Source organism: Achromobacter sp. FW305-C-30-7, from assembly GCF_058783105.1.
Map to the genome: position 1 here is coordinate 1 of NZ_JBYSYI010000009.1, position 11,678 is coordinate 11,678.

Sequence of the window (11,678 nt, forward strand, 5' to 3'; positions counted from 1 at the left end):
GCGCTTGGTATGAAGACCCCGGCTGAGACATTTGCATTAGCCGCTTAACCTGAGCAGGTTCTGCTGGGTCAATACAGTCTGGCCTTGGACAAACAAGGCCGGCCATTGAGGCTGGTTCCGGATTGCCGCTGTACGCAAGATACAAGGTGTCAGACTACAATTCCGCTACCGACTGCGGCGGAATTGTAGTCTGACACCTTTTTTGTTGAATCCCCCCCCGCAGCTCCCGCCCCCTATCTGCTTGTGCGCAGATCGAAACGAGTCGTGGCCATCATCCTGATACGGCTGGATGAATTGACGGATGGGGTGTGCAGCACGCGCATATCCATCAAAAAAACATCGCCAGCCCGTCCCGACATCTCAATGATCTCGGTGCCGGATGTGCTAAGAACAGCTTCGAGATCACCTGGCGTTTTCAACGATCCACGAAGCATCCCAGCCGTTTCACCCGCCACGCGATGAGAACGGGCCAGCGCTAAAGTCGCGCCCCCGTGCTCAAGAACGTCGTCGATCAGATAGAACACCTGGATGCCGGGAATCTCAGCGCCGGATTTCGCAGCCAGGTCAACGTGCCAGTTCAGGCTGCCCAGAGACCATGGCCCCTGGTGAGGCAGGGACAGCAAGGGCTGCGTGCCTTGGCTGGATTGCGGGGCTCTGCCGGTCAAGTCAGCAATTGCGTTGCGGATTTCCGCCGTGTTCAGCATTTCATCCAGATTCGCAATCTTCACCATCGAGGATAGCTTTGCGATCTGCTGAAACGGCGACAAATTGTTCAGCGAACTGCCAAGACTCTTTCCGCCGGCCCAGACCTTGAGCCGCGATAGCTCTCGCAGAATGCATTCCCGAAGCGGCTTCAGACAGCGCTTGGAATGTGCACCGCTCAATCGCAAGTACCCTTCTCTATGGAAAAAATCGAGCTCTGATTGATTGAAAGTTTTGCCTGTCATGTTCGAGACTTTCGTATAACGGCTTCTGTCTGGAAGTCGTAAACGTCATTTAATCCGTAGGTTGCTGGCTTCGATAGATTACACATTCCAACTCGCTGAATATCCGCAACTGACCGGGAGCCGCCTTTGATGGCCAACCGTTCTCGACCCACAACGGTCAATCGAGCCTGTGCCAGCCGGACATTCAGTTCGGCGCCCATGCTGTTATCACTAGCTTCCGATATCTGTAGGGAGCGTGGCGATTTCAGTCAGGCGTTGCCCGTCGTTGCCATCCTCGACTCTCCAGCCTCGGGTGTTTAACATCTTCCGTATCTCATCGGCTTTTGCCCAGTTCTTTGCCTCTCGGGCTTGAGCGCGTTCACCGAGCAGCACCCGGATACTTTCCGGAATGTCAGACGCAACCGGGTTCCAATCGCGTAACCCGAGGCCCAGTACAAAATCAAAGCTGTCTACAGTCGCTTTCAAGGTTGCAGGTGGGAGCTCGCTCTTGACGAGTTCCCATAGCACGGCCAATGCCCTCGGCAGATTCAGGTCATCATTCAATTCGGCGTTGAAGCGCGCGGCGAAATCCGGATCGATGCGGCCACCGTCAGGCCAACCGGAATAGAGATGCCGCAGCCGATTCAAGGCTGTCTGCGCAGCGCCAAGAGACGCCCAACTGAAATGCAGCTTGCTCCGGTAATGCGCTGTCATGCACAGGTAGCGGTAGGCAAGCGGATCGATGTTCCGACTGCGCAAGGTCTGCAAGCGAACAAAATCTCCACTCGACTTCGACATCTTGCTGTCGGCATTGAGTGTTAGAAAATGTCCGTGTATCCAGAAGTTCGCAAGACGAGTGCCGTGGGCCGCTTGTGTTTGCGCAATTTCGTTGCTGTGATGCACGGCGATATGGTCTTCTCCGCCACAGTGGATGTCGAACCAGATGCCGAGGTGTTTCGCTGACATGGCCGAGCACTCAATATGCCAGCCCGGAAATCCACGCCCCCATGGGCTATCCCATTCCATCTGCCGCGCTACGCCCTCCGGACTGAACTTCCATAGCGCAAAATCCGTGATGCTCTGCTTCCCGCCAACTGCTACGCGCTTGCCCGCCTGCAGGCCGGCACGGTCGAGCCGCGCCAGAAAGCCGTAGTCATCCTGTTTGCTTGTGTCGAAATAGAGACCGTCGTTGGTTCTATACACGTAGCCGGACCGATCCAACTGGCCGATAAACGCGATCTGTTCGGCGATGTGATCGGTCGCGCGGCACCATACCGTCGGCTCCAGCAAGTTGAGGGCATGCCAATCCGCGACGAAGGCCTCGGTGTAGCGCTGAGCAATAGCATATGCGGACTCCCCGGTCCGTCTGCTACCTTTTTCCATCTTGTCTTCGCCTTCGTCGGCATCCGAAGTCAGGTGACCGACGTCGGTGATATTAACGACGTGACGAACCTCGTAGCCGTTGCGAATGAGTACCCGGCGCAGAATGTCTTCAAACACATACGTTCTTAGATTGCCAATATGCGCATGGTCGTAGACGGTGGGGCCGCAGCAATACATGCCGACGTGGCCAGCGTGGATTGGCGTAAACGAGCGCACGGTACGCGACCAGGTGTCATACAACGCAAGCGGCATCAACTCTCTCCGTATGGAAGGGCGCAGGCAAAAACAAAAAAGCCGCCGGTTTTGCAACGGGCGGCCAGAGGCGATTGATTCAACGTGCAGCTAATGGCTAGACGCAGCTTCCCCCCGGCACGTTCTGACAACATGCACGGACCAGCGGAAAGAGGGATTTGAAGCGAGTAGACATGCCCACAATCCTAGCGGCTTTTGGCTGAGCAGGTCAATACTGGCGGAAAAAAGATGCCCTCTTGCCCGTCCAGAAACTAGGCGTAATCCGGGCGATAGGATGAACGCGTCTTGAGTACGCCGAAGCACAGATGAGCGAGCTTTCTCATTGCAGCGCTCACCCCGGCCCAGCATCGTTCTTGGCACCGGGCGACGAGCAGCCGGCAAGCAAGGCGACAAGGCACAGCGCTGCAACACAGAGCATCAACAGCCCCTGTGCGCTGCGATATCAGCCATAATCAATTCAACCTGGCCCCGCGTGACGGCAGGAGTTCAGTTTTCGCTCCCACATAAGCCGGTAGCGGGTGGGTCGTAGCGTACTCAGTGCGGAGTATCTCAATGATGACACCGGAAACGCCAGACGACGACTTGGTACGGACCCGCAGCCACAGGCCCCGCGAACTGCCCCAGGGCTATCGGGCGGGATTGATTACGGCCATCACGGTATTGCTGGGCTTTTCGCTGGGTTTCCTGCGCTACTGGGGCTTCGACGCGCCGGGCGATTGGAGCGCGCTGTCCATACTGCCGGGCCTGTCCCTGGTGCTCGCCAGTCTGCTGCAGATAATTGCTCTTTACCGCGCCTTGCGCTTGGAGGATGACGCCGAGGATGAATACCGGAAAACCGTGCGATGGTTCATCGCGTCGGCGGTACTGCTATTGCTGGGTCTGACAGCGGCGCTGTGGGAAGCGGCGTGATAAGAGAGGGATTGGAGCGGGTGTAGGGAACCCAGTGGTCGCCAACGAGACCATCTACCCTCCAGCAGCCCGTTCCAGCGGCAGGGTAAAATGCGCCCCCCATGCGCTACTCCGACTTCGACCAACGCCTCGCCGCTCTCGGCGCCCTGCCCGTCCATCGTGGCCGGATCCTGCGCGTCTGGCTGCAAGGGCAAGCGCTCGACACCGGCACGCGACGCCGGAGCTCCGAGCATTTTCTGCCTCTCGCACTACGCGACGCCGTGCCCGTCTTGACGGCGGAACTGGACGCCCTCGCCCGCGTCCGCTCCGAACACGCCGGCAACGACGGCTCGCGCTTGCTGGTCGAACTCGCCGACGGGCAGATGGTGGAAAGCGTGCTGTTGCCGCGCGACGGACTCTGCGTCTCCACGCAGGTCGGCTGCGCGGTCGGCTGCCGCTTCTGTATGACCGGCAAGAGCGGCCTGATCCGCCAGGTCACTAGCATGGAAATCCTTGCCCAAGTCGTGCTGGCGCGGCGTCAGCGCGCGGTGAAGAAGGTCGTCTTCATGGGCATGGGTGAACCGGCGCACAACCTCGACAACGTGCTCGAAGCCATCGACCTGCTCGGCACCGAGGGCAATATCGGCCACAAGAATCTCGTGTTCTCCACCGTGGGCGACCTGCGCGTGTTCGAGGCCCTGCCCCAACAACGCGTCAAGCCCGCGCTGGCGCTGTCGCTGCACACGACCAAGGCCGAACTGCGCGCACATCTGCTGCCGCGCGCGCCGAAAATTGGGCCCGAAGAACTGGTCGAACTGGGCGAGAGATACGCCCGCGACACCGACTATCCGATCCAGTATCAATGGACGCTGCTCAAGGGCATCAACGACGGCGACGACGAACTCGATGCGGTCTTGCGTCTGCTCAAGGGCAAGTACGGCGTGCTCAACGTCATTCCCTTCAATAGTCTCGAAGGGGATGACTACCAACGCCCCGATACCGAGCGCATCCACGAGATCGTCCGCTCTCTGCAAAGCCGTGGCGTGCTGACCAAGGTGAGGAATAGCGCCGGGCAGGATGTGGATGGAGGCTGTGGGCAGTTGCGCGCGCGGGCTGTCGGCGCAGCGCAAGTGGTCGAACTGCGCCGCACGCGCATTGCAAAGCTGGAAGCTACCTAGGACGGGACCGCCCGTAGTCCGAACCTTTCTCTGTTTACGGGTTCACGAGCAGTTCCGCAGAGATTCGCCTAGTCAGTCATTCACAGATGGAATTTTGTAGGTCCCATTTTGAAACGCCTGCTGAGCGCGTCCGGGATCGTATTCCCAATGCCATGGCTCACCACTGACGGTGCGAACGAATCCAAACCGAGGCGCGCTTTGTTTTAGCCACTCATAAACCTCGTTGCCGTCCGCGCCGGCGACAGCAATATCGATGGCGATTCCGTTCTGGTGGTTTGAGTTGCCGGGCTTCGCAGCCAAATTGAATCCGGGAAGACGCTTGACATACCCATCCCACAACATCTTCTGCTCCGGATAGGATCGGAACCCGCTATTGATAGTGAGGTTGACCCCCGACGACTTCGCCTCACCAACCATTTCCAGATATGGCGAAACGGTATCAATAGAAAGACGCTCGATTTCCATTTTCGAATCGATTATTTCGACGACGTCAATCTGGCCAATGTAGGCGCCATGCGACCACGCGGCATTAGAACCGAACTTTCCGCTTCCAGCCGCGGGCTTGAGCAGATCCAGTGTCTCATTGATAAACCCGCCGTCGACGTTCTTTGTCGAGGTCCAGCCAAGTGGTTGGCCATCTTCTCGGACGGCATGCGCAAACAACGCGACCTTCTTTGCTCCAGTCTGCAAGCGTTGAATCGCATCAACACGTACGACAGTCCCTTTCGGTATTATTCGGATTTTTCCGTTGGCCGTTTCAAAAGCCATGAGATTGTTTGCTTGCCTCAACCGCGCGTCGGGATCCGAGACGGTGAAGCTGTTGCTGAGATAGCTACGTTCAAGCATAGGTCCTCCATTTAGGCGCTTGCCTGAAATCAGATCGGAACACTACGACACACCTAGCTGTGCAAGAAAATAAAATGGGTACCAGACTAAAATTTCCGCAATATCCAGATAGCGAAACTGTTGTCCAACACCATTTCCTGAGCGCGGATCAGCCGGCCGGTAGCAGACCGGGCGGCTTTCGAATTCGGCCGCATGACCGGCATTGTGGCCAGATCAGTTATCGACCCGTGCGCGAAGTTTTTCCAGAAAACTTTCGACCGAACTGGACTTGATAATGGAGCTGAAATTCGAATAATGGGCCTGCTGAACGGACATCCCGCTCACATACATTTCGACCACCTGCCACCTACCATCAATATAAAGAAGTTGAAACTCCATGGTGAACTCGTTGGCCTTCGATTTCGCCGAATAATAAATGCAGTCCGCCATCTTCAGCGTGAGGCAGGTGATCTGGATCACAGCAACCGAGCCGGGTTTGCTTCGGAACATCTCCCCAGCCTCCAACACAAACTGCGAGGGCAACGGGCCTTCGAAGGCACCTTGGAGGGTCCTCATCAGGAACCGGCTATAAAGTTCAACGGCTTCTGCCTGCATTGACGCTGACATTGATCCCCACGCTGGTCCCAGTACAACTCGCGTCATGGTCTCGGTTGCTACCAGGCGCTTGAAGGTGGGGCCAACACGTTGAGCGAACGCTTGCTTGGTCTCTTTCTGCGGGTTCGCCATACCAAGGAGTGCCGTTGCGACCCTCTTGGCATCGGCATCTGGTTTTTGAGAAGACTGCGCGGTTGCACTTCCAGAGGATCCCACCAAGAGAAAGCTCAGCAGCAGAAGTTTCGGCAGTACGTTTTGCATCTCTTTTGTCCACCAGACGTGAAGAATGCAGTCAAGTGCCAGCGTCACTCCTTCGTGATCGCCCCTTGACGAGTAGGTTATTCGTGATCGCGGCGTAAGTAACTAGCCCGGAAGGAGCAATCCAACCCTTCCGGGCGATGCGGCGGCGCAATCGTAAGCCCCCCTTCCCGCCTAACCCATGAGCGCGAAATGGACAAGCTGGTCTGCGTGACGGAACTCAATCAGCGCGGGGCCAGGCAGCTGAGCCACGCTGTGACGGATCTGCCCTTGAAGTAGCGCGCATGCATTGCCGCGCAGTCGGACTGTCAAAATGCCATCATCGGCTTTTGGAAATCACGTCGCTCATGTACTTGTTCAAATCCCGAAAATCCTGAACGGTCCAGGAGTGCGGCGCCAGCTTCACGCCGTTCTCTCTCAACGTTCTTGGAATCAGATCTCCGTTCGGACGAAGGATTACCGACGAGACTATGACGCCCGGATATTCATTGAGTCGCTTCTTGAACGCAGTCGTTGTGAGGTCGGGCGTGGGAGGCTTGCTTTTCTTGGCCAGTGGCCCCGAGCCCTTGATATCTGCGCCGTGGCACATCGCGCATCTCTGGGTGTAGAGGTTTTTCCCGTTGACGTTTTGTGCGAAGGATGGTGATGGTTGATTCAACACCACCACGCCCAGCGTAGCGATGAGCAATTCTCTTGCTTTCATTTGGCCTTGTCGTATCACGCAAATTGGCGGGGGCCGAGTATAGACCCGCCAGCGTGAAATGGCCGCCCTTGGCCGAAAGCTGGAATTTCGGCCGGCTATATCAAGTCCATCAACGACTTACATCGCCATGCCGCTAGACGACACCGAGTAACACCCGTGCTTGGCAATTCCTCCTGCCTTCAATCATCCCCTCCCGCCGACGCATTCCGAGCCTCAGCCAGCGCCACCGTCAAATGCATCACCTTCTTCTTAAGCTGATCCCGCTCATCCGTCAGCCGCGTCAGCAGCTCGCGCAGCCGCGCCACCTCCGCCGGCAAATCAGCAATATTCTCAATAGGAATATCCGGCACAGCCTCCCGCGGCGGCGGCGCCTTGGCCTGGCGGACTTCCCGGGCTGCCTGCTGCAATTCCTTCCTGCCGCCAGCCACTGCCGCAGCCTGGCGCTCGGGCGGCAACGTCGCCACAGCCGCCGCAGCATTGATGGAGATAGCCCCATCCTTGACCGCCCGCACCAGTTCCGGCGCCGCAGCCTTCTGGATCTTCTCGATCTGCCCCAAGGTGTTGCTGCTGATCCGCGCAGCCCGGGCCAGGGCCTGCCGGCTCAGCGCCTGCGACACGACTGCGGCCGGCAATGGCGGCGGTTCGCCGGAATCTTCGTCCCAAGGCGGATCGTCAGACGCGGGCGCCGAGGGGGTGCGCGCCTGCAGGATTTCCTTCTTGCGCAACGCCAGCACCCCACGCTGGAAGTCCGACACGCTACGCCGGCCCAGGTGGTTTTCGATCATCCAGAGGTGCACGTCCTCGATGGACTTGAACGAGGTGTTCTGACGCGTCTCGAAGGGGATGCCGTGCTTCATGCAGAGCGCATGGCGGTTGTGGCCGTCGACCAGCAGATCGCCCCATAGCACCAGGGCGTCGCGGCAGCCTTCGGCCAGCAGGCTGCGCTCCAGCGCTTCGCGCTCGTCGTCGGTCAAGGGGTCTATGTAGGCGCGCAGGCCCTCGTCTATCCTGATTTCCATGGTGTCCAAATACGGTTACGCCGAGGCCCGGCACGCAATACGAGCCATACGAGGCCCCTGGCATCTGCCCTAAACCAGCCCTTGATCTGTCCTAAGCCAGCCCCTGCCCCCGCAGCACGTCCTGGATTGCCGCCAGGCGCGCCACCGGATCGGTCATGGCGAGCAAGGCGGCCTTGTCGTCGGGCGGCAGCGGCAGCAGTTCGCACCAGCGATCGGCGACCCAGCCGCTGTCGTCGAGCCGGAACGGCGGGCCCAGGGGCATTCTTTCGGGGGACACCCCGTCTTGCTGCCATTGGGCGACCAGGCGTCCCAACGCGTCGGCGCTAGGCTGCATGGCCGCCGGCACGGGCGCGGGCGGGTCGTCGGGGATGGGCTCGGCCTGGCCCATCCAAAGGCCGTATTTTGCCACCTCGCTGGAAAGCAGCCGGAAGCGGCTGGTGCCGACGCAGCGCAGCTCCAGCAGGGCCGGCATGGGCGCGTCCCACGATTCGATGCGCGCCATCGTACCCACCGGTGCCAGCGTCTCCGTGCCCTCCGGCGTGCGAACCTCCTGGCCCGACAGCAGGCCCACCACGCCGAACTCGCTGCCGTCCGCGATGCATCGTCGGATCATGTCCAGGTAGCGCACCTCGAAGATGCGCAGATGCTGCACGCCGGCGGGAAACAGCGCGTTGGATAGCGGAAACAGCGGAATCAGAGACATGGCGGCCTCCTATTTCACGATGAATGCCTCGTCGACGGGCACTTGCATGGCGGTGACCATGGCGTTGGTCTGCGCGGCCATGCCGATCACGCCCAGCAGTTCGGCATGCTGGCCGTCGGTCATGCCCTTGGCGCGCGCGGCGGCGGTGTGGGAGTGGATGCAGTAAGTGCAGCCGTTGGCGGTGGACACGGCGATGTAGATCATTTCACGAACCAGCGGCGACAGTTCGCCGTCGGCCATCATGACCTGTTTGAGCTGGCCCCAGACCCGCTCCAGCTGCGGCGGATCGTTGGCCAGGGCGCGCCAGAAGTTGTTGATGAAATCCGACTGGCGCGTGGCGCGGATGTCCTCGAACACGGCCCAGGCTTGCGGGCTTTTGCGTACGTCGTCGTCGGACAGCAGTGTTACGGTGCTCATGCGGCGCTTCCCTGGAAACTAGTTCAATTCGATGAAAAGACATGTCACGCACTCGCCATATCGCGCGGCGCGGCCATGCCCTATGATGTAGCCCGGTTCGCGGCGCTCAGACGCTGCGGCCGTCGTACGGAATGCGGGGCCAGGCGTTCAGATCCACGTTTTCCAGGCAGCGCACGTTCACCGCCGCGGTCTCTTCGCCCTTGGCGCCTACGCCGAAGCCGAATGGCGCGCAGCCGCAATTGGCGCAGAAATGGTGTGAGATCACGTGCTTGTTGAACCGGTAGGTCGACAAGCCGCTGGCGGGCGTGGCCAGGCGCACGCTGGCGCGGGGCACGAACCACAGCAGATAGCCTTTACGGATGCAGTGCGAGCAATTGCATTCCAGGACCTGGGACGGTTCGCCGTCGACTTCAAACGCGATCTGTCCGCAATGGCAGCTTCCTTTCAGCATGGCCGGGCTCCTTGGTATGTGAGGGTCGGGCTTCCATCATAGAGCGGCGCCGCCCTCCTGGCACCGTCCGTTCACCACTCTGGAGAGATCATGCCCCAACTATCCGCCTACCTCAGCTTTGACGGCAATTGCGCCGAAGCCATGCAGTTCTACGAACGCGTGCTGGGCGGCCGGATGGAGGCCATGATCCGCTATGCGGACGCGCCGCCCGACGCCGCCATGCCGGTCCTGTCGGACGAAGACGCCGGGCGCATCATGCACGCACGCCTGGGCCTGGACGAGCAGACGCTGATGGGCAGCGATGCCACCGCCGGGCATCCTTACCCTGGCAAACAGGGCGTGGCCCTGTCCCTGGCCTATCCCACGGTCTCGGACGCGCAGCGCGTCTTCGAGCTGCTGGCCGATGGCGGCAGTATTACGATGCCGCTGCAGAAGACCTTCTGGGCCGAAGCCCATGGCTCGCTGATAGACCGCTACGGCACCCGCTGGATGGTCAGCGGCGGGCGCGTTTCCCACTAAGAAGCAAGACGGCGGATCGAGCCGCCATCCACGGAGCAACAACTAATGACGCATGGAATACATGGCAAGCAACGCTGGTGGGCGCTGATGGTGCTTTGCCTGGGCGTGTTGATGATCGTGCTGGACACCACCATCGTGAACGTCGCCCTGCCCTCTATTCGCGAAGACCTGCATTTCACCGAGACCTCGCTGGTCTGGGTGGTGAATGCCTACATGCTGACGTTCGGCGGCTTCCTGCTGCTGGGTGGGCGGCTGGGCGACCTGCTGGGCCACCGCCGCATGTTCCTGGCGGGCCTGGTGGTCTTCACCATCGCCTCGCTGGCCTGTGGCCTGGCGCAGAACCAGGCCATGCTGATCGGCGCGCGCGCCGCGCAGGGACTGGGCGGCGCGGTGGTGTCGGCGGTGTCGCTGTCGCTCATCATGAATCTGTTCACCGAAACGGGCGAACGGGCGCGCGCCATGGGCGTGTACGGCTTTGTCTGTGCAGGCGGCGGCAGCATAGGGGTGCTGTTGGGCGGGCTGCTGACCAGCGCGCTGTCCTGGCACTGGATCTTCCTGGTCAACCTGCCTATCGGCGTAGTGGTCTATGCGCTGTGCCTGCGGCTGATTCCGGCCGCCCGGCCCGCCGCCGCGGGCACCCGACTGGACGTGGCCGGCGCGCTCAGCGTCACGGCTTCGCTCATGCTGGCGGTGTATGCCGTGGTCAATGGCAATGAAGCCGGCTGGACGTCGACGCAGTCGCTGACTCTGCTGGGCGCGGCCGCCGCGCTGATGATCCTGTTCCTCACCATCGAGGCGCGGGTGGAATCGCCGCTGATGCCGCTGGGGCTGTTCCGCCTGCGCAACGTGGCCACCGCCAACGTCGTGGGCGTGCTGTGGGCCGCAGCCATGTTCGCGTGGTTTTTCGTGTCGGCGCTGTACATGCAACTGGTGCTGGGCTACAGCCCCATGGAAGTCGGCCTGGCCTTCCTGCCCGCCAACCTCATCATGGCGGCGTTCTCGCTGGGCCTGTCGGCCAAGCTGGTGATGCGCTTCGGCATCCGCGCACCGTTGGCCACGGGCCTGTTCATGGCAGCGTTGGGACTGGCGCTGTTTGCGCGCGCGCCGGTGGACGGCAGCTTCGCGGCGGACGTGCTGCCCGGCATGCTATTGCTAGGCCTGGGCGCGGGCGTGGCCTTCAATCCCATGCTGCTGGCCGCGATGAGCGATGTGGAGCCCAGCCAGTCGGGCCTGGCCTCGGGCGTGGTCAACACGGCTTTCATGATGGGCGGCGCATTGGGCCTGGCGGTGCTGGCCAGTCTGGCCGCCGCGCGCAGCGCGGGCCTGGCCGCCGCTGGCGCGGCGCCGACCGTAGCGCTGAATGGCGGCTATCAGCTGACCTTTCTGGCGGGCGCGCTGATCGCGGCGCTGGCCGCGGTGCTGAGCGCGCTGCTGGTGCGCACACGCAACCATGAGTTGTCGGTCCAGGCCGGTACCACACACTGAACCCGGATTTTGCGGCGTGGGGGGGGGGGGGGGGGGGTCTTCCCCCCCCCCCCCCC

At 60.9% G+C, this 11,678-nt stretch carries 13 protein-coding genes; 4 read left to right on the plus strand and 9 right to left on the minus strand.

The features are described from left to right. Positions 1–233 precede the first annotated feature (233 nt). Both AC3WOB_RS24725 and cysS read right to left on the minus strand, forming a co-directional pair. The gene (locus tag AC3WOB_RS24725) at positions 234–947 is read right to left on the minus strand and encodes a phytanoyl-CoA dioxygenase family protein (protein ID WP_492276476.1); all 714 of its coding nucleotides are present in this window, start codon (positions 945–947) and stop codon (positions 234–236) included. 210 nt (positions 948–1,157) lie between these two features. Further along, entirely contained in the window at positions 1,158–2,561 is a 1,404-nt protein-coding gene (gene cysS, locus AC3WOB_RS24730; RefSeq protein ID WP_492276477.1) for a cysteine--tRNA ligase, read from the minus strand. A 552-nt stretch (positions 2,562–3,113) separates the two neighbouring features. Here cysS and AC3WOB_RS24735 point away from each other — a divergent pair. Together AC3WOB_RS24735 and AC3WOB_RS24740 are read left to right on the plus strand one after the other, a co-directional pair. Then, positions 3,114–3,470, plus strand: a complete 357-nt coding sequence (locus AC3WOB_RS24735) for a hypothetical protein (protein WP_041653876.1) — start codon at positions 3,114–3,116, stop codon at positions 3,468–3,470. A gap of 101 nt (positions 3,471–3,571) precedes the next feature. Continuing rightward, entirely contained in the window at positions 3,572–4,627 is a 1,056-nt protein-coding gene (locus AC3WOB_RS24740; protein WP_492276478.1) for an RNA methyltransferase, read from the plus strand. Between the two features lie 72 nt (positions 4,628–4,699). On the opposite strand, the gene AC3WOB_RS24745 is transcribed toward AC3WOB_RS24740, so the two are convergent. The 7 genes from AC3WOB_RS24745 to AC3WOB_RS24775 all read right to left on the minus strand — a co-directional run bounded on the left by AC3WOB_RS24745 (position 4,700) and on the right by AC3WOB_RS24775 (position 9,618). Next, positions 4,700–5,473: a M15 family metallopeptidase gene (locus AC3WOB_RS24745; RefSeq protein ID WP_492276479.1), complete on the minus strand. Its 774-nt coding sequence runs from the start codon at positions 5,471–5,473 to the stop codon at positions 4,700–4,702. Positions 5,474–5,686: 213 nt separating this feature from the next. Further along, complete coding sequence (locus AC3WOB_RS24750) at positions 5,687–6,328, minus strand: ABC transporter substrate-binding protein (RefSeq protein WP_492276480.1); 642 nt, start codon at positions 6,326–6,328, stop codon at positions 5,687–5,689. A 316-nt stretch (positions 6,329–6,644) separates the two neighbouring features. Further along, positions 6,645–7,028, minus strand: a complete 384-nt coding sequence (locus tag AC3WOB_RS24755; RefSeq protein WP_492276481.1) for a c-type cytochrome — start codon at positions 7,026–7,028, stop codon at positions 6,645–6,647. A 179-nt stretch (positions 7,029–7,207) separates the two neighbouring features. Beyond that, a complete protein-coding gene (locus tag AC3WOB_RS24760; protein ID WP_492276482.1) occupies positions 7,208–8,047 on the minus strand; it encodes a ParB N-terminal domain-containing protein in 840 nt (279 codons plus the stop codon). A gap of 91 nt (positions 8,048–8,138) precedes the next feature. Beyond that, positions 8,139–8,750 (minus strand): LON peptidase substrate-binding domain-containing protein, encoded by a 612-nt coding sequence (locus AC3WOB_RS24765; RefSeq protein ID WP_492276483.1) that lies wholly within the window; start codon positions 8,748–8,750, stop codon positions 8,139–8,141. Positions 8,751–8,759: 9 nt separating this feature from the next. Next, entirely contained in the window at positions 8,760–9,167 is a 408-nt protein-coding gene (locus tag AC3WOB_RS24770) for a carboxymuconolactone decarboxylase family protein (protein WP_492276484.1), read from the minus strand. Between the two features lie 106 nt (positions 9,168–9,273). Further along, positions 9,274–9,618: a GFA family protein gene (locus AC3WOB_RS24775; protein ID WP_013394198.1), complete on the minus strand. Its 345-nt coding sequence runs from the start codon at positions 9,616–9,618 to the stop codon at positions 9,274–9,276. 90 nt (positions 9,619–9,708) lie between these two features. Here AC3WOB_RS24775 and AC3WOB_RS24780 point away from each other — a divergent pair, with 90 nt between their 5' ends. After that, complete coding sequence (locus AC3WOB_RS24780; protein WP_013394199.1) at positions 9,709–10,137, plus strand: VOC family protein; 429 nt, start codon at positions 9,709–9,711, stop codon at positions 10,135–10,137. 45 nt (positions 10,138–10,182) lie between these two features. Beyond that, positions 10,183–11,622 carry an MFS transporter gene (locus tag AC3WOB_RS24785; RefSeq protein WP_492276485.1) on the plus strand — a complete coding sequence of 480 codons (1,440 nt, stop codon included), beginning with the start codon at positions 10,183–10,185 and terminating at the stop codon, positions 11,620–11,622. Positions 11,623–11,678: the final 56 nt, after the last annotated feature.

Bases quoted from the DNA above. Each gene is read 5' to 3' on its own strand.
- AC3WOB_RS24745 (WP_492276479.1), bottom strand. From the start codon at position 5,473: ATGCTTGAACGTAGCTATCTCAGCAACAGCTTCACCGTCTCGGATCCC.
- cysS (WP_492276477.1), bottom strand. From the start codon at position 2,561: ATGCCGCTTGCGTTGTATGACACCTGGTCGCGTACCGTGCGCTCGTTT.
- AC3WOB_RS24770 (WP_492276484.1), bottom strand. From the start codon at position 9,167: ATGAGCACCGTAACACTGCTGTCCGACGACGACGTACGCAAAAGCCCG.
- AC3WOB_RS24785 (WP_492276485.1), top strand. From the start codon at position 10,183: ATGACGCATGGAATACATGGCAAGCAACGCTGGTGGGCGCTGATGGTG.
- AC3WOB_RS24760 (WP_492276482.1), bottom strand. From the start codon at position 8,047: ATGGAAATCAGGATAGACGAGGGCCTGCGCGCCTACATAGACCCCTTG.
- AC3WOB_RS24765 (WP_492276483.1), bottom strand. From the start codon at position 8,750: ATGTCTCTGATTCCGCTGTTTCCGCTATCCAACGCGCTGTTTCCCGCC.
- AC3WOB_RS24780 (WP_013394199.1), top strand. From the start codon at position 9,709: ATGCCCCAACTATCCGCCTACCTCAGCTTTGACGGCAATTGCGCCGAA.
- AC3WOB_RS24735 (WP_041653876.1), top strand. From the start codon at position 3,114: ATGATGACACCGGAAACGCCAGACGACGACTTGGTACGGACCCGCAGC.
- AC3WOB_RS24775 (WP_013394198.1), bottom strand. From the start codon at position 9,618: ATGCTGAAAGGAAGCTGCCATTGCGGACAGATCGCGTTTGAAGTCGAC.
- AC3WOB_RS24725 (WP_492276476.1), bottom strand. From the start codon at position 947: ATGACAGGCAAAACTTTCAATCAATCAGAGCTCGATTTTTTCCATAGA.
- AC3WOB_RS24750 (WP_492276480.1), bottom strand. From the start codon at position 6,328: ATGCAAAACGTACTGCCGAAACTTCTGCTGCTGAGCTTTCTCTTGGTG.
- AC3WOB_RS24740 (WP_492276478.1), top strand. From the start codon at position 3,572: ATGCGCTACTCCGACTTCGACCAACGCCTCGCCGCTCTCGGCGCCCTG.
- AC3WOB_RS24755 (WP_492276481.1), bottom strand. From the start codon at position 7,028: ATGAAAGCAAGAGAATTGCTCATCGCTACGCTGGGCGTGGTGGTGTTG.